The sequence below is a fragment of the Desertivirga arenae genome (assembly GCF_017355785.1).
Lineage (GTDB): Bacteria > Bacteroidota > Bacteroidia > Sphingobacteriales > Sphingobacteriaceae > Desertivirga > Desertivirga arenae.
In genome coordinates this window covers 272390-292601 of the sequence record NZ_JAFEWE010000001.1, presented here as the reverse complement: position 1 = coordinate 292601, position 20212 = coordinate 272390, and the positions used below count along the sequence as shown (strand labels likewise).

7 protein-coding genes are annotated in these 20212 nt (G+C 40.6%); all 7 read left to right on the top strand.

The window, feature by feature from the left end; translation table 11 throughout:
* The first annotated feature begins 59 nt into the window (after positions 1-59).
* On the top strand, positions 60-3290 hold the full coding sequence (locus J4N24_RS01050) for a SusC/RagA family TonB-linked outer membrane protein (protein ID WP_207531788.1): 3231 nt from the start codon (positions 60-62) through the stop codon (positions 3288-3290).
* A gap of 20 nt (positions 3291-3310) precedes the next feature.
* Positions 3311-5158 (top strand): RagB/SusD family nutrient uptake outer membrane protein, encoded by a 1848-nt coding sequence (locus J4N24_RS01045; RefSeq protein ID WP_207531787.1) that lies wholly within the window; start codon positions 3311-3313, stop codon positions 5156-5158.
* Positions 5159-5462: 304 nt separating this feature from the next.
* Entirely contained in the window at positions 5463-7610 is a 2148-nt protein-coding gene (locus J4N24_RS01040; protein ID WP_207531786.1) for a hypothetical protein, read from the top strand.
* 202 nt (positions 7611-7812) lie between these two features.
* Positions 7813-9834: a T9SS type A sorting domain-containing protein gene (locus J4N24_RS01035; RefSeq protein WP_207531785.1), complete on the top strand. Its 2022-nt coding sequence runs from the start codon at positions 7813-7815 to the stop codon at positions 9832-9834.
* A gap of 167 nt (positions 9835-10001) precedes the next feature.
* Positions 10002-14354, top strand: a complete 4353-nt coding sequence (locus tag J4N24_RS01030; RefSeq protein WP_207531784.1) for a hybrid sensor histidine kinase/response regulator transcription factor — start codon at positions 10002-10004, stop codon at positions 14352-14354.
* 208 nt (positions 14355-14562) lie between these two features.
* Positions 14563-17385 (top strand): glycoside hydrolase family 2 protein, encoded by a 2823-nt coding sequence (locus tag J4N24_RS01025; protein ID WP_207531783.1) that lies wholly within the window; start codon positions 14563-14565, stop codon positions 17383-17385.
* Between the two features lie 188 nt (positions 17386-17573).
* Positions 17574-20042: a glycoside hydrolase family 95 protein gene (locus J4N24_RS01020; RefSeq protein ID WP_207531782.1), complete on the top strand. Its 2469-nt coding sequence runs from the start codon at positions 17574-17576 to the stop codon at positions 20040-20042.
* Positions 20043-20212 lie beyond the last annotated feature (170 nt).

Here is a 20212-nt window from a genome sequence, read left to right as displayed (position 1 = left end):
CTAATTATCGCAATTGTCTATAGACCATTAAAGTATTTTTTATTAACAAACTAATTATTATGAACGAGAGATTGAAACAGGTCTTATTAAAAATGTCCTCGCTTTTAATGCTATTCTGTTTGTGCTGGCAAACAACGGTAGCGCAAAATCAAAAGCAGGTTTCAGGAACGGTAGCTGCCGCCAACGGCGAGCCAATTATCGGTGCTACGGTTAAAGTAGTTGGCGAACAATCAGGTGCGACAACAGATGTAAATGGAAAGTTTTCCTTATATGTCAAGCCTAGCGCTGTGTTAGAAGTTAGTTATCTGGGTTTCAATACCCAAAGGGTCAATGTGGGTGAACAAACCTCACTGAATATCATCTTAAAAGAAAATACCAAGACCTTGGATGAGGTTGTTGTTATTGGCTATGGTGTAGCCAGAAAGAAAGACCTGACCGGTTCGACAGTCTCTATAAAAGGGTCGGAAATTGCAAATATCCCGGTAACCAGTGCTGCTCAGGCAATCACCGGTAAACTGGCAGGTGTTAACGTGGTAACTCAAAGCGGCGCACCAGGAGCTCCTGTCAATATAACAATACGTGGTGGTACCTCAATCACTCAAAGTACTACGCCATTATATATTGTTGATGGTTTTCAGATGGATAATGCCCTGAAGAATATCGACATTAACGATATCGAGTCTATAGATGTAATGAAGGATGCATCAGCTACAGCTATATATGGTGCACGTGGCTCAAACGGAGTAGTAATTATAACTACTAAATCTGCTAAAACGGGTAAAAGTCAGGTTTCTTACAACGGTTATGCAAGTTTTGAACGACTTAGCGAAAAGATAGACGTTATGAGTCCCGAAGAATACGTAAGGCACCAATACGAATTCCTGATGTTGCGTGGAACTCCAATGGATCAATTTACCAAGAATTTCGGTGGAGGTAATTCACAAGACCCTGCATTCTATACCGGAGCGTCTCAATACATCCATGACACCTATTCTCAAACTCAGGGGATAGACTGGCAGGATATTGTTTTTGGAGGTTCGTCGCTGCTTCAGAATCATAATGTAAGTGTTTCGGGAGGAACCAACAAGACAGGCTTTATTTTAAGCTATAACAATGTTGGGCAGCAGGGCATTCTTGATAAGCACGGTTATGGTAAGAATAACGTAAGGGCAAAAATAAACCATACTGTAAATGATCGTATTCGTGTAGACTTCAACTCAAATTACAACAATACAAAGTTAGAGGGAGGTGGATCTTTAGGTGGCCGTTTAAGGATGACGCTTATGGCGCCTGTTACGGGAGGAACACGCTTTACCAATGATCAAATGATCAATACGGATGATTTCTATAATAGCATACTGACTGATGTAGGAACCTATAACGTTTATAATCCAATACTTTTAAACAATGCTACTTCTTCTAAACAACTCACCAGACAATATATGGGAAATGTGGGAGTAGATATTAATATCTTAAAAAACCTGACTTTCCGAACAGCAGGAAGCTATTTTTGGCAGCAAGAAAGATCGGAATCTTGGGAAGATGAAACGACTCAGGGAGCAATAGCGAATCACGGAGGCCGTCCTTTTGGATCCAGAAATAATAGCGAAAAATATTCCTGGCAGATCACCAATACCCTTAATTGGAAACAGACTTTTGGAAAGCATAACATAAATGCACTTCTTGGACAAGAGGCCTACAACTCTCAATCCATGTACTTGAACAATAGTTATGATAATTTCAATCAGGTAAATTTCGGTTTAAATAATCTCGACGGAACGCTGGTGTATGACAAGTCATCAGGTTTATCGAATTACCGGATTACCTCAGTGTTTGGCCGTGCACTATATAATTATAATGAAAAGTACTTGCTAACGGCTTCTCTAAGGGGTGATGGAGTGTCTAAATTTGCTAAAGGAAAGCAATGGGGGCTTTTGCCTTCTGCTTCAGCAGCATGGCGTATCACCGAAGAAAGCTTCATGAAAAACAATACCTTTTTTGATCAGCTGAAACTTAGGGTTGGTTATGGGGTAACTGGGAATTGTGATATCGATGACTATATGTATACTACTGCTTACGGAGCGAGTGTTTATGCGATTAATAACACAAATCCGGTAGTTCTGGCGCCAGGTAGCAGACTAGGCAATCGGGAGTTAGTTTGGGAAAAAACGAAATCTGCAAACCTTGGACTGGACATTTCTATACTTCAAGGCAGAGTAAGCCTAACCGCAGAACGCTATAGAAATGTATCTGATAACTTATTACTAGAAGTTGCTATTCCAAAAAGTACAGGGTATTCTACCCAGTATCAGAATATTGCATCTATTCGCAACCAAGGTTTTGAGTTCGTTCTTAATACAAGAAATATCGTTCATAAAGCTTTCACCTGGACAACAGATTATAATATGTCGTTTAACCGGTCCAAAGTGTTGAAGCTATACGGCACGGATACTAAGAGAATGCCTCCGGGTACTTTTCTTGTAGAGGAAGGAAGTCCATTGGGCCAGTTTTTTGGGTATAAATATGATGGCGTTTACACAACGGACGACTTTGTGCAAAATGCAAATGGATCTTATACTTTGAAAGACGGGGTTGCAAGAGCGAAAGCGCCGGGAGGTACAATAAAACCTGGAGATTTGAAGTACGTGCCTACTGCAGGAGAAGTTGATGCAAATGGTAACCCTGTCTGGACTGCCAACGACCGCACTGTTATCGGTAGCGCATTACCAAAATTTACGGGAGGTATGGTTAATTCCTTTTCCTATAAAGGATTTGATTTAAGTGTATTCGTGAATTTCAGTTATGGAAACCGGGTTATGAATGCCAACAAACAAAGCTTTATGGGGCCAAATATGGCTTTTACAAGTTCTTTCTATCCAATGGCAAACCGTTTTGTTTTGATAGATCCAGCAACCGGTAGAGAGACTACGGATTTGCAACGTCTTGCAGCCTTAAATCCTAATCAATACGCAAAAGATGCGGTTTGGAGTTTGCAATCAAGAAATCAGAACGCCTTAACCGAAACTTCGGATTACTATCTTGAAGATGGCTCATTCCTTCGCATTAATACCGTTACCCTTGGCTATTCCCTTCCTTCAATGGTGTTAAAGAGAGTAGGGGTAAAAACTACAAGGATGTATTTTACCCTTAATAATCCCTATGTCTTTACCAACTATTCGGGATACGATCCGGAAGTATCAAACTCAAGCAAAGGGTTCGAGCAAGGTGTCGACAACTCTGCTTACCCACGCTCCAAGAGCTTCGTATTCGGTCTGAACTTGTCATTTTAAAAGTATAAAAAGAGCAAAAGATGAAAAATCTATTATATAAAGGACTTTTTGTATTGTCCATCATCGCTATTTCATCCTGCAAGAAGGATTGGCTTTCTATTCCTTCACCAACTAAAATGGATGACGAAACTGTCTTCAAAAACTTAAATGCCGTGGATATGGCTGTTTTAGGTATATATCCCAGTACTTTCCACCAGGAATTATATTACAATTTAACCGCTAATTCAGATGAGGTAATAACTACTGAAAACAACAATAGCAAGACAAGGCTGGCAACCTATAACTATACGCCTTCGGAAAGTCCCAGTGGGCTATATACTACGGCATATAGGGCAATTGAGATGGCGAACCTAGTACTGAAAAAGCTACCTCCTTATACTCCGAAGGATGCCTCAGAGGAAAAAAAGAAAAATATGCTACTAGGAGAGTGCTATGCCATCAGAGCCATGTCTTACCTTAATCTTGTTCGTCATTTTGGGGATGTTCCTTATACTAATATCCCTACAGAGGATGCAAAATCCTATTCCTCAGGAAGGGTTTCAAGAGATTCGATCTACGATAGATCTATTCAGGATTTACAAAAAGCTGTAGAGTTATTGCCATGGCAAAGTGAGGGGCTGATTCCGACTCCTGAACGCTTCTCAAAAAATGCAGCCTACGGTATTTTAGCAAGAACCGCTTTATATGCTGCAGGGTATTCCTTACGGTGGGATTTAAATACTTATTCCCCTTCATCATTACAGTTAGCGCAAAGACCTGATCAGGCTCGTATACAGGAGCTTTATAAAATAGCCTCGGATGCTTGTCAGGAGGTTATCAAAAGGGGCGAAAACCGTCTTCTTCCAAAGTTCGAGACAGTCTTTAGAGATCTCGTAAACGGTAGATACAATGCAGAGTCTATGCTTGAGCATGGCCAATTTGGTAATGACTTCAATAGCAGTGCTATCGGCTACACAAACGGGATAGCTATTTTAAGAGGGAACGTAAATTTTGGAAGATCATTCCCGTTGCAAGGCGCAATGCCAACACTTTGGTTTGACTACGATGCACAAGATACAAGACGAGGTGTTACCATTGCCAACTTCGGATTAACCAGCACGAACGAACGCTGGCTAAATCCTTACTCTATGATGGGAATTGGTAAGTTTCGGGTTGTCTGGAAAGCAGACAAAGGAGTAGCGGATAACAAACGTAATATCAACTGGATATTTTTACGTTATTCCGATGTGTTGCTTATGTATGCAGAGGCTCAGAATGAACTAAATAATGGCCCGACAACTGCAGCCTTCAATGCATTTAAAGAGGTAAGAAAGCGAGCATTTAATGGCGATGAAACTAAAATTGGCGTTATTCCAACCAGCTACCAGGCATTTAAGAATGCTGTTATAGAAGAGCGGAAATTGGAGCTTGCATTTGAAGGATGGAGAAAGACTGACTTAGTTCGATGGGGTATTTTTTATGAAAAGCTTACAGAGACCCAGGTGAAGTTACAACAGCTTGCGAGAAGAGAAGCTGGTTCTAAATATGCCAATGTTCCTCGGTACGCAGCCTATAAGGTAGGTACAGTAAACTTTGAAGACCCAATTATAGAAATTGTGCCAAATTATACCTACATGACCCAGCCTAGTTCAACCGAAAGAACGAGATTAACAACAGAAGGTTATAAGTTAGTTAATTTAGATGGAGATGTTGTAAATACCGGTGCTACCAGGTTCAACTTTTTCGACACAAGCAACGGGCAGCTTTCTGCTTGGGTAACTGGTGTGTTCAGTGGACTACGTAAAAATCAGTCCGAATTACACCCTTTAGGTATCAGTAAGATAAATGAAAATCCAGGATTAACAGGTCAGGAACTTCCGGGTTATTAAAAACTATACCCAAAAAAATTGAAAACTTTTCTCTTAAAAGTGCAGCCGGGCGATTCATTCGTTCTGGCTGCTTATATTCTACTTAGTTCCTCAATCTTTGCAAGATCTTAATTAACAGCTTCGGTGCATTTAGGCCCAAGCATGTTATTATTGAAAGCCTTATCCGGAGAATGCGACGAGTACCTTCAAAATCAGCCTTCTTTTAACATACGAATGTCTCTCACAAATCGATATAGAGAACCAGTAACAATAGTTGTCAACCTGGTAATAAAAGCTAATTCCAACTAAAATAATAAGTGTTTATATGAACCTAGGTAAATTGATTATCAGTAGTGCCCTGTACGTGATAGCAGTTTTAGCACAAACAAATGCACAACCTATAAACCGGCAAGAGGTTATTCAAAGGCATACAATTCTAAATACAAGGATAGATTCCCTGGAATCGTTATCGGTAGGAAATGGAAAATTTGCGTTTACAGTAGATGCTACAGGGTTGCAAACCTTTCCTGAACGTTACGCAAAAGGAGTTAGTTTAGGTACGCAATCTGAATGGGGATGGAACCGACTGAAAGATACCATTGGGTATAAATTTGAAGAAACGTTCAAAGAGTTTACGTTCAATGGAAAGAGAGGGAGCTATAGCATGCAGGCCTCCGAGCCCTTACGCAAGCGAAAGGCCGCCGATTGGTTTCGAAAAAGTGTACATCGCATCCAGCTAGGTAATCTCGGCTTCGACATCTATAAAAAAGACGGCACTTTGATTACTCCCTCTGATGTAAAAAACATCCACCAGACATTAAATATGTGGACCGGCGAGATTACCAGTCATTTTACCGTGGAGGATATACCAGTGGATGTTGTTACTGTTGGTCATCAGGAGCTGGATCTTGTAGCAGTTAAAGTTAAAACGCTATTATTGCAGGAGGGGCGGTTGAAAATTAGAGTACGCTATCCTTATCCAACTATGGAGTTCCTGGATGAGGGCGTAAACTACAAAAGCAACGAAAAACATTTTTCATCGGTAGGTACCCAAAGTGAAACCGGTGCAGTCTTAACACATCAACTGGAAGGAATCACTTATTTTAATAAGTTGAAATGGAATGGGAAAGCATCTCTTGCTCAGACCTCTACTCTTCACTATTTTCAAATAAGTCCCGATAAGGGAAGTGATTCATTTGAGCTGAACTGCTTGTTTTCGCAACAGCTTCCCGGAAATGCAGATTTGCCCGACTTCGCTGAAAGCAGAAATAATAGTAGTAACCTTCTTAAATCCTTCTGGATGAGTGGAGCAGCAATAGACTTCGCTGGAAGCACGGATCCGCGTGCTAAAGAGCTGGAAAGGAGAGTGGTAACTTCCCAGTATTTAACGAAGATTCAATGTGCAGGCTCATTTCCCCCGCAAGAAACTGGTTTAACTTTTAACAGTTGGTTCGGAAAGCCTCATTTGGAAATGTATTGGTGGCATGCCGTTCACTTTGCTTTATGGGGAAGATCGGAATATCTGCAAAAGAGTCTCGACTGGTATTTTAAAGTTGAAGATGGAGCAAAGCAAATTGCAGCCAGACAAGGCTTTAAAGGTGCACGCTGGCAAAAGATGACCGATCACGAAGGTCTGGAAAGCCCATCGTCTGTTGGTGCATTTATCTTGTGGCAGCAACCTCATCCTATTTACATGGCTGAACTGCTTTATCGTGATAGTCTTAATAAAGATGTGCTTGAGAAATACAAACACATTGTTTTTCAAACTGCGGAATTTATGGCTTCTTTCCCTGCTTATGATAGCATCAAACATCGCTATAACTTAGGCAAAGGCTTGATTCCCGCTCAGGAAGTTTTCAAAGCATCGGATACTTATAACCCAACTTACGAGCTGGCCTATTGGGATTGGGCTCTTCGTGTTGCCCAAAAATGGCGGGAGCGCTTGGGAATGCCTCGTAACGCAGAGTGGGACAAAGTGATCAAAAGCCTTGCACCACTGCCCGTATCTAAGGGAGTGTACCTGTCAACAGAGAACAATCTGGATTCGTTCACCAACAAGGAATGGTTACGCGATCATCCGTCTGTTTTAGGTGCCTTAGGCATGGTGCCAGCATCTCCTAAATTAAGCAATGCTATTATGCAGCGAACCTTTGATACTGTTTGGAAGGTTTGGCAATGGGATGATACCTGGGGATGGGATTTTCCGATGGCTGCCATGACCGCTGCACGACTTGGCAACTCTGAAAAGGCCATTGACGCCCTGTTCATGAATATTAAAACGAATACCTATTTAAAGAACGGACACAATTATCAGGACGGCCGCTTAAGAATTTATCTGCCAGGCAACGGAGGTGTTTTAACTACTGTTGCTATGCTCGCTGGTGGTTGGGATGGTACGTTGGGGCCAAATCCAGGCTTCCCTAAAAACGGTAAATGGAAGGTGAAGTCAGAAGGATTTAAGAAGATGCCTTAGAGACAATTGTTAATTAAGAGAGTATTATTTCATTTAGCTCATTATTCTCTGCTTTCCTCTGACATTCATTTTGCTGTGTTATTGCACGAAAAATCCCCCTCAAATAGGCAGTGTGACGAATATTTAAAGTTTTTTGTCAATTTTTATAAGTGCTGCCGACCACTAACCAATAGGTTTGTAACACCAATTATAGATCTAGAATATGAGGAAAACCAGCATTGATCAATTTGTAAATACATGTAAGAGTTTAGGAATACAAATTCGTCGTTTGGCCATTGCAAGTGCAATGCTATTAGGTCCACCAGTACTTGGCCAGCAGTTAGCCTTTCCATCGGCTGAAGGTTTTGGCCGATTTGCCACAGGTGGCAGAGGTGGTACAGTGTATAAGGTTACTAACTTGAATGACTCTGGCCCTGGCTCATTTCGCGATGCTGTAAGTCAGCCTAATCGGACCGTCGTTTTTACAGTAGGAGGTATAATAAGAATCAGTACACGTATTAGCGTTCAGAAAAACATAACCATAGCTGGTCAGACAGCTCCCGGTGATGGTATTATGATTTACGGCAATGGTCTTTCTTTTACAAATGCTGACAATAGTGTCGTAAGGTATATTCGTATCCGCATGGGTATTAATGGAGATGATGGTAAAGATGCAATAGCTATCGCGAACGGTAAAAACATGATTTTCGACCATGTGTCAGTATCCTGGGGAAGAGATGGAACATTAGATGTTAGTGCTGCTACCGGAGACGAGGTTGGCGATATGACATTTCAAAATTGCATCATTGCGCAGGGGCTTCAAGGACATTCCACCGGAGGCTTGTTGCAGACGGATGGTGGTATTAGCATTCTAAGAAGTTTGTATATCGATAATAACTCCAGGAACCCTAAAGTGAAGGGTATAAATCAATTTGTAAATAACGTTATTTATAACTGGGTGGCTTCAGCCTATATATTGGGCGATTCAGACGGCGCTTCAGCAGCTAACGTTACCAACAATTATTTTATCAACGGCCCCGAGACTTCTACTTCTGCGTTTAGTCGTGGAAATACCAATTTCAGTATTTATGCTGCAAATAACTACCAGGATTCTAATAAAGACGGGGTATTAAATGGTAGCGTTATACCTCAATCGGGCTACGGAACTGTAACCTGGAAAACTACTCCTTTTGATTATCCCGCCGTTACGGAGCTAACGCCTCAAGCTGCCTTAAATTATGTTATTGCAAATGCAGGGTATAATAAGAAAAGAGATAAAACAGATGCAAGACTAATTACAGAGCTTCAATCGTATGGAACAATCGGTCAAACTATTAGTGATGAGAATAACGCTCCGATGAATGGGGTTGGTACTTTAAATAGTGGGTCTGCTCCATACGATGCTGATAATGATGGAATGCCGGATTCATGGGAATCTGCGAATGGTACGAACATAAATGTTGCAGATAATAATGGAGACCTTGATGCTGATGGCTATACAAATCTTGAGGAATACCTTAATTCATTGACTGGTGGAGATTCGGCAACAGGCACAAGCATTACTATTCAGGAAAATTCAACGGGCTTTTGTAGTGTCCAGGGAACAATTGATTCGGATCATTCAGGATTTACCGGCAGCGGTTTTGCAAATACAAATAATGCCGCAAATGCAGGGATAGTATGGCGAATTAATGTTCCGGCAGCAGGGCTCTACACGTTAGCATGGCGCCAAGCAAATGGAACAGGGGATAACAGAGTAGCAAGACTGCTGGTTAATGGATCTGAAGTCCTTGAAAATATAAATTTCCCGAGCACTGGTAGCTGGACAACATGGAAAGAAGTGTCGGTTACTCGTCTGTTAGCAGCTGGGCAAAACACGCTAAGATTCGAAAGTACTACTGCAAGTGGCCTTTCTAATATTGATTATCTTAAGGTAACAGGAAATAACCCAAGTGTTTTAAGTTGCGCCGGAGCTACTGTTATGGCTGCAAAAGGTCACGAGCTATCACTTATAGAACCCAATAATAGTAGTTCAATAATTTATCCCAATCCATCTATAGATAAATTCACGATCAAGTCAGCAGACAAATTTAGCTACTATGTTTACGATCAGTTAGGTAAAGAGTTGGAAAGAGGGCAGGCTAAGGAACAAGTATCTACGGGAAGTAATCTTGCTTCAGGCGTTTACTTTATCAAAATAGTAAAAGCTTCGGGAGCAGAGACCCTTAAATTTATCAAGCAATAGAAAATAGAATAATAAAAGGAAAATTTAATAATTGGGATGTACCGCAACCGTACATCCCATAAGTTTAATCTCAATTGTAACGATTGAATATCGTTGCTCTAAGTCATCAAAAAGGAGTCTATATTTACTATAATCATTTGTAAAGTGATAGGGGGAGGATTAATTATTTGAAAGAGCTTTGTTTTCTACTGATATTTCTTTTTGGTAACCAGTTTGCAGTTTTAGCGACACTTCCGGAGCCAAAGTTTACGCACTATTCTACCGAAGACGGCTTGTCTCACGATGGAGTATTGTGTATTAAACAGGATAGAGAAGGCTTTATATGGTTAGGCACATGGGACGGCATAAATCGGTTTGACGGTCACACTTTTACGACATACAAGTCAAGGCCAGGTGATAAGTCGGGCCTCAGAAATAATAAAGTAAGGGAGATTGTAGAAGACCAGCTTGGATACCTATGGGTGATGACTTATGACCGTAAAGTATATCGCTTTGATAAAAAAACAGAGGAATTCACGGCCCTTACAAAGTCAGTTTCAGGAGAAGATTTAGAGCCTTTATATTTCAAAAAGATAATTCCCCTTGCGAATGGTGATACCTGGCTTCTTACTGAAAATAGGGAAGTTCTTTGCGTTTCACCCGGCACTAATAATAGCTTACGGGTTGTAAATTTTAGTTCACCAAAATATTTGTTTGCCGGCAGGGCGGTGAATTTCGTTTATGAAGATAAGGGACATAAGTTTTGGTTTGGAACGAGAAAAGGTCTTGTTTGCCTGGTAAAAAGCGGAAGCAAATATTCTTCCTACTTACCTTCTCCAAAGCGTGTTTACGCAAGCAATTTAAGCGTTACTTCAGTTTCCGAAAATAGTTCAGGAGAAATTTATTTCGGTAGTACCAGCGGTGTCTTAATCAAGTATCAGGACAAAGGGAAATCATTTTCAAACTACAAAATACAAGCAACTGATATATCTGATGTGCGTGCATCAAAGTCAGGAAAAAACTACATCACAACCAAATCTGCCGGCCTGTTTTCATTTGAACGAGACGGAGAATTTCGCCGTTTAGGTGATGGAAGCCGAAGGCAGTTTCAATCCATTTTCGAAGACTCAAACGGTAACTTGTGGATAGAGACGGACAAAGCTGGTGTTTATAAATATTCCCCAACTGATGGAAAGCTTAAATACTTTACTTCGGAGGGTCTCAATCCTTACGGAGACAAGGGCTACAATATTTTCGAGGATGTAAACCATGTGGTATGGATAAGATTAAAAAACGCAGATATCGGGTATTTCAATCGTGAAAAAGATAGAGTTGATTTTTTCTATAATGAGCCCGAGGCATCAGACAAGGTTTTTTCTAATAGTGTTGTGTCTGCCCTTTCAGATAGTAAAGGGGTTTTATGGTTTAGCTCCAGGAATGGTGGGCTAAATAAAGTCGTTTTCCCTTCAAATAATTTTAGGCATCATCTGCTGACCGAGGATCCAAATCTAAAGTCTGATAATGAAGTACGGGCAATGTTCCAGGATCAGGATGGTAAAATGTGGATTACCTCGAAAACCGGAAAACTACGGGTATATAAAAATGGTAAGGAAATTAAAGGACTCTTAAGTTCTTCTTCTCAAGACTTAGGAAGGATATATTGTATTACAGAAGGGAAAGACAGAACCATTTGGATGGGCACTAAAGGCCAGGGCCTGTTAAAGTTAGACCCGCTAAATCAGGAAGGAACCCAATACAAGTCGACTCGGTTCATCCGTGACTTGAATAATCCCTACAGTATAAGTGGAGACCAGATATATTCAATATTGGTTGATGATAAGGGAAGGGTATGGGTTGGAACATTTGGCAAAGGTTTAAATCTACTGGTTTTTGAAAACGGAAGATATAAGTTCAGAAACAGTAATAACACGTTCAGAAAATATCCGCATAAAACTTTTAATGTTATCAGGCATATTATTCAAGGGCCAGATAAAAGGATCTGGTTAGCTACGACAGATGGCTTATTGCGTTTTGATCCAAACCAAAATCTGGACAACGTTTCATTCATAGAAACTACAAAAATACCTGGTGACAGATCTAGCCTTGGTAGTAATGATGCGTTGTATATCTATCAGGCCCGTGATAGGAATATCTGGATAGGCACTTTTGGAGGAGGCGTAAGTAAATTGATTTCCTCTCCTTCAAATCCAAAGCAACCTTTAAAGTTTCACACATACACTAGGGAACGGGGGCTACCTAACGACATAATTCTTAGTATAGTTGAAGATAATTCGGGCGCATTATGGATCGCGACGGAAAATGGGTTGTCCAGGTTAGATAAGAAGAGGGAGAAATTTAGAAATTATGACAATTATGACGGCCTGCCCAAAACTCGTTTCTCAGAGGCAGCCGCTTTCAAATCTAATACAGGTGAAATATATTTCGGTTGTCTCAACGGATATATTTCTTTTCGCCCGGAAAAGCTGGTTAATCAGAAATATAAATCGTTACTAGCGCTTACCAACTTTCAATTATATAACACAGACGTCAATACAAGAAATTCAAATCCGGGTATAAAATATGCTATCAATTATGCAAAGGAACTTGTGCTTAAATTCGACCAGAACTTCATAACCTTTGAATATGCTGTTTTAGACTATAGGTTGTCAAAAAATATCTCGTACTCGTACATCCTCGAAGGCTACGATAAGACCTGGCATCACGTAAAAAATCAGCGGAAAGCTGCCTATACGCAAATACCTCCAGGGAAATATACGTTTAAGGTAAAAGCCACCGACAATTACTACTTCAGTAATCTTCCCGAAAAGGAAATACCAATCCATATATTAAAACCTTGGTGGTTTAGTAATTGGGCTGTACTAGGCTATTGTTTAATAGCGCTCGTAATCATTGAGATAATCAGAAGGGTTGGTTTAACGCTTATCAGATTAAAGAATAAGGTAGTTGTAGAAAAGAAAATGACAGAGCTGAAATTACAGCTTTTTACAAATGTTTCTCACGAACTCAGAACACCTCTTACACTCATCGTAAATCCGTTAAATAGAATAGGTGAAACCGAAAACCTAAGTTCAAAAGGTCGCGAGTATTTAGAGATAGCAGATAAAAATACTAAAAGAATGCTTCGCTTCATTAACCAGCTTCTCGACTTAAGAAAGATTCAAAGTCAACAATTTAAGTTGAGTGTGCAAAGCATTGAGCTTATAAGCTTTCTCAACCAGATAGCCTCGTATTTCAATGATATTTGCTCTGAAAAGAATATCCAATTAAAAGTAGTTTGCTCGTCCAACGAATGTATCGTGTGGGGTGATGAAGAAAAGATTGAGATTGTGTTTTTTAATATCATATCAAACGCTATCAAATTTACTCCCCCTGGAAAGCATGTTTATGTCGAAGTAGACGCCCATAATGAAAAGTATGTAATTGTCAGTGTTATTGATGAAGGAGTAGGAGTGAGCGAGGATAAGCTGCAAGATATTTTTAAACTTTATTATGAAGGGGATAATAGGCAGGATAAGGCATTTAAAGGTACTGGTATCGGTTTGGCATTAAGTAAGGATATAATTACACTTCATAAGGGAAGGATATCTGCCAGCAATAATAAAGAAGAAGGAATTACAGTGGCGGTAGAACTGCTTAAAGGGAATTCACATTATAACCCCTATGATATCGTGTCAGAAAGCACTATTATTAATCAGGTAGTTGAAAGTAAACCTACTGAAGTTCAAGCTATTGAGCCACCCGCAAATACAGATGGTCTCCCCAAAGTATTGATTGTTGAGGACAATACAGAGTTAAGAAAGCTTCTTGCTGATCAGTTTAGTTCAAGCTACCAGGTTATTGAAGCAGAAAATGGAAGGCAAGGATGCAAAAAGGCTGTTGAATTTCAACCTGATGTTATCCTCAGCGACGTTATGATGCCGGAGATGGACGGAATTCAAATGCTTAATCAATTGAAAAGTGATATAGAGACAAGTCACATTCCAATTATCCTATTAACGGCAAAGTCCTCGATTGAGGATCAAATAAACGGGCTTTCCGTTGGAGCAGACTATTACGTCACAAAGCCATTTCACACTGATTATATCGAGTACCTGATAAAAAATTTGATAACACAGCGTCAAAGAATTCTTACCAATATTCTGGAGAAAACGAAAGTTTTAAGGTTAGAACCTAGCGAAGTATTCATAACGCCACGGGACGAAAAGTTCTTGAAAGATGTGATACAGATCGTAGAGACTAAAATGTCGGATATCCACTTTAAAATTGATTCTGTTGCGGAAGGTATAGGAATGGGACGAACAACCTTCTTTAAAAAAATCAAAAGCTTGACGAACATGTCGCCCGTTGAATTGGTAAGAGACATACGGCTAAAAAGGGCAAAACAACTTTTGGATACAGGTGAAATGGGAGTTACCGAAGTTGGCTATATGGTCGGATTCAATAGTTCCAGTTATTTCAGCACGTGCTTCAGAGAAAAATATAATGTTGCTCCATCTGAATATTTAAAATCTAAACAGTAATTACAGCTGGCTGCAAATTGATTTTTGCCTAAAAGCAGGCAAGGTGGGAGTGCTATGCCATTTTTTAGCCTTAACATTCCATCTGGTTTTAGAATATGGGACAAGAAGAAATGCACTTAGAGATTATAAAACGAAGAATTGATGCTCGATGGTTGATGTACCAGTCAGATAGCAACTAATTCAATATAGAAAATAGATACCCTTAATTATGAAATTTAAGAAATGGATTTATGCTATCGGACTTTTAGTTCTTACTTCTGTAACAGCAGTAGCACAATCCGGGACAACTAAAGAGATTCAATACCTTTCGGGAACAGATGTAAAGAATTCTAAAACCTGGGATTTTCGGGTTACAGGAGGACGTAAAAGCGGAGTCTGGAGTTCTATTCCCGTGCCCTCACATTGGGAACAACATGGTTTCGGTAATTATAATTACGGACGCGACTATGTGACCTACGGCAAGAACTTTCGATTTAAAGATGAAAAGGGCCTATATAAGCACGAGTTTGAGGTACCGATATCGTGGCAGGGTAAAGATGTGTATATCGTCTTCGAAGGTTCGATGACGGATACCGAAGTAAAGATTAATGGAAGATCTGCCGGGCCAATTCACCAGGGAGCGTTCTATCGCTTCAAATATAACATCAGCGATAAGCTGAAATATGGCCAGAAAAACTTGTTAGAGGCCACCGTTAGTAAAATGTCGGCAGATAAATCGGTTAACAATGCCGAACGTCTTGCAGATTACTGGATTTTTGGAGGGATTTTTCGCCCCGTGTTACTTGAAGCCCTACCGAAAGAACATATAGACTGGGTGTCAATTGACGCGAAGGCTAGCGGATCATTTAACCTAAACGTCTATCTAAAAAATGCCGGATCAGGCAGAGAAGTTTTCGCGGAGATGGTTGATAAAGCTGGTAGAGTTGTGGGAACTGGCTCAGTGAAAACAACAGGAAAAGACTCGGTTGTTAACCTCAAAACTACTGTTAAGCAACCTGCACTCTGGTCAGCAGAAACTCCAAACCTTTATAAGGTTAACATCTATCTTAAATACAATGGGAAGGTAGTTTATGAAACTTCGGAAAAATTCGGCTTCCGTACCATTGAAGTCCGCAAGCAGGACGGTATCTACATAAACGGAACTAAAATAAAAATAAAAGGAGTAAACCGTCACGTGTTCTGGCCAGAATCCGGACGTGCGACGTATCCAGAAGCAGATCTGATAGATGTAAAGCTGATCAAGGAAATGAACATGAATGCGGTTCGTTGCTCGCATTACCCGCCCGATGCCAATTTTCTGCGAGTTTGTGATTCTCTTGGTTTATACGTTATTGACGAACTGGCGGGCTGGCAAAAAGCATACAACACAAAGGTTGGAGAAGCGAGAGTAAAGGAAATGGTAACTCGTGATGCAAATCACCCGTCCATTTTATTCTGGAGTAATGGTAATGAGGGTGGGCATAATAAGGAACTGGATGATGACTTTGCCAAATATGATCTTTCTGCCAGAACAGTCATCCATGCCCACCACCGTCCGGGAAATGCTATCAATGGTATCGATTGTAATCACTATGAAGATTATTACAGTGCAGAAAAAATAGTTGCCGATACAAATCTGTATATGCCAACCGAATTTCTTCATGCGATGCATGACGGCGGGGGTGCAGCAGGCCTTGCTGATATGTGGGATCTCCACTGGAATTCAAAAAAAGGAGTAGGTGGTTTCATTTGGGATTTTGCAGATGAAGGCATTATGCGAGCAGATCTCAATAATATGATCGATGTTAATGGCACTAATGCTGCCGATGGAATTGTTGGTCCTCATCGCGAAAAGGAAGGAAGTTTTAACGCTATCCGCGAGATTTATTCACCAGTAAGAATAAGCCTGAAAGCATTGCCCGAAAACTTCAAAGGTGAAATTCCGGTAGAAAACCGTTTTAATTTCATCAATCTGAAAGAATGCAGTTTTGAGTGGGAGTTGCTTAAATTCAATAAAAGGCAATACGACTCCGCCGGTTATACTTTAATAAATAAGGGAGTTATGTCAGCTCCCGATGTTGCTCCTGTAGCTAAAGGAATTCTAAAAGTAAACTTACCTGCCGGATGGAAAAGCTGTGATGCTCTTGCTATTCGAGCATACGATCCATATAAAAATGAGGTTTACCGCTGGGTTTGGAAGGTAAAGTCTAATACACAACTATTGGAAGATGTTTTAAATGCAGAAAAAGCAGACGGCATTGTTGTCGCAACCGAAACCGATAGTTCGATTTCTTTGAAAGCCAATGGGATATCCATCAACTTAAGTAAAAGGACGGGTAAGCTGATTCACGTCAAGAATGATAAAAATCCTGGATTATCTTTCGATGACGGCCCGGTGCTGGTGAGCGGAAATAGCACTTTTACAGGCATGAAGCTGATTAAAGAAGGTCCCCATACAATTGTAGAAGCTTCTTATACAGGGGATATGACTGTCAGGTGGAAAATGCAGCCTTCAGGATGGGTAGAGGTGTCTTATCAATACTCCTTAAACGGCAAATATCCGTTTGCTGGTATCAGTTTCAATTACCCTGAAGGGTTAGTTACTGGAGTGAAATGGTTGGGAAAAGGGCCATATCGTGTCTGGAAAAACCGGTTGCAGGGAGTAACATTCAACGTGTTTGAAAAAAGGTATAACAATACCCAGACTGGTACCTCACCCTGGATCTTTCCGGAATTCAAAGGCTACTATTCTGAAGTCGTATGGATGGAACTAAGTACAATGGAAGGGAAATTTACTATCGCAAGCCCTGATAATGATCTTTTCGTGCGCCTGTTTGATTTTTATGCAAGTAATGGACAAGAACCTCATCCACAACTTCCAACTGGTAATATTTCCTTTCTAGATGGAATTCCACCCGTAGGTTCGAAAATGGGAATCAACTACGAATCTGTCAAAGGATTAGGACCAGGCAGCGATCTCAATGAATTTAACGGGCCTATAAAACGAACGCTCTATTTCTATTTCGGGGTTCCAAAACCTGTGGAGGATTAGCAGTTTATGATGCGAGTTAAGATCCCTCAATGGTTTGGGGTCCTATTGCAATTTGTATTGCTGAACAAAGCCTATATGGGATTGTCCGGATAATATCCAATCGAGGGAATTCAAACTGCTTATTTACTAGTTAACCACCTATCCCAAAACAAACGATGAACATACCCACTCACTTAATAGATAAAAAAATGACAAGCTTAAGAATAGGATACCTGTTTTTGTTATTAATCCTTGCCGGGCAGGTATTTGCTCAGCCCTCGAAATTATTAACGTTATGGTACAACAAGCCTGCTGAAAATTGGAACGAAGCTCTTCCAATTGGAAATGGAGCACTAGCTGCAATGGTATTTGGCGATGTAACTAATGAGCAAATTCAGTTAAATGAAGAAACAATCTGGGCCGGAGAGCCGGGAAACAATGTGCCGGAAAACGTTTATAAACCAATTCAGCAAATAAGGAAATTACTATTCGAAGGGAAGTATAAGGAGGCGCAGAATTTGTCCAACATGACCTTTCCTCGTCCGGCACCTGCTAACCTCAACTATGGAATGCAATATCAAACAGCAGGCAACCTTTATATCCAATTTAACGATGCTGGTCCGGTCACGAAATATCGTCGTGACTTGGATATCAGCAAGGCAGTGGCCAACGTCAGCTATCAAAAGGGAGGTGTCAACTTTAAGCGAGAGTTTATTGCTTCGTTAACAGGCCGGATTATCGCGGTAAGGCTCACAGCTGATAAATCGGGAAGTATTTCGTTCGGTTTAAGAATGGATAGCCCCTTTAAAGAATACCAGGTGCAAACTCAAAATGGCAAACTGTTACTTTCGGGTTTAACCTCATCTGTTGATAATAAGAAAGGCAAAGTGCGCTATCACGTGCAAATTCAACCTCTTGTGCAAGGAGGTAAAATATCAGTTTCCGATACCAGCATACTCGTTTCAAAAGCAAATTCTGCAACCTTACTTATTTCGATCGGCACTAACTATCGAAGCTATAATGACATAAGCGGGAATGAGGTTGAAAAAGCCGCGCTTTATCTGCATCAAGCCGCAAAGAAGAACTATGAAACACTCAAGTCAGAACATATTTCTGCTTATAAAAAATACTTTGACCGTGTTAGCTTGAATCTCGGTTCGACCGACGCAGTTAATAAACCAACCAATATTAGAATTAAAGAATTTGCTAAAGGGAATGATCCCGCCCTGACTTCACTTTACTTTCAGTTTGGCCGCTATCTTTTAATATCCAGCTCACTTCCGGGAACACAGCCGGCAAACCTACAGGGAAAATGGAACGACAAATTAAGTCCTCCATGGGATAGTAAGTATACTGTGAATATAAACACTGAGATGAACTACTGGCCGGCAGAAGTTACAGCCTTGCCGGAATTGCACGAACCTTTGTTTAAAATGCTTAAAGATCTAAGTATTACAGGTAAGGAAAGTGCCTATGGCATGTACCATGCACGGGGCTGGAACATGCATCATAATACAGATCTATGGCGAATAACCGGAGTTGTAGATGGTGGCTTTTATGGCATGTGGCCAATGGGTGGGGCATGGCTTACTCAACATATCTGGCAACATTACTTATTTACGGGCGACAAGAAATTCTTAGAAGAATACTATCCGGTATTGAAGGGAGCCGCGCTGTTTTATGTTGATATATTACAGGAAGATCCCACAAAAAAATGGTTGGTTGTATCACCATCTATGTCGCCGGAAAACAAGTATCAGCCAGGTGTAGGCATAACTGCCGGTGCCACAATGGATAATCAATTAGTGTTTGATGTCTTTTCTAACGTGATCCGCTCGGCAGCTATCCTGAAGAAAGATAATCTCTTTGCTGATACACTTTCTGCTCTTATCAAACACCTCCCTCCTATGCAGGTCGGGCAGTATGGCCAACTACAGGAATGGTTGCAAGATTGGGATAAACCGACAGACAATCACAGACATGTTTCCCATCTATACGGACTATTTCCAAGCGCTCAAATATCTCCATTTCGCAATCCTGACTTATTTGAAGCTGCGAAAAATAGTTTAACCTACCGGGGAGACAAATCAACCGGTTGGTCCATGGGTTGGAAAGTTAATTTGTGGGCAAGGTTGCTGGATGGAAATCGTGCATACAAATTAATAGAAGACCAGTTAAATCCAGCGTCAATCGAGAAATCAGGGCAGGGTGGGGGAACTTACCCTAATCTCTTTGATGCACATCCTCCTTTCCAGATAGACGGAAATTTTGGTTGCACATCAGGCATCGCAGAAATGCTCCTACAGTCGCATGATGGCGCCATTCATCTTTTACCGGCGATCCCCGATATTTGGCCAAAAGGGAGCATAAAAGGACTTATCGCCCGAGGAGGATTTGTGATCGATATGGATTGGAAGGATGGAAAGGTTACTTATCTCAGGATAAAATCCAATTTAGGCGGAAATTGTAGGCTTAGAGTCCACAACGATCTAGCTGTTAAGGTAGCCATGTTGCGTCCGGCAAAAGGAGAAAACTCAAACCCCTTTTATACTTTGTCAGCTGTTAAACAACCTTTTTTATCAGAGAAGGCGAATTTGAAAGGTATTTCTATTGATAAAGGAAAAGTGTATGATGTGGAAACAGAAGCCGGTAGGACCTACGAGTTTTTCAATAGATAGTTTTATAGCTATTTAGTATAATATTTTTCTGCAGGGTAGATTTTAATTGTTTTCGTCATTACCGAAACTAGTTGCTTCTAACTATTTCAAGCGATTTGGAGCCAAAGATTGCAAGAGATATTGGAACTCTAAACTTTCCTATCTGATCCTCCTGCACTTTATCTCTGGTA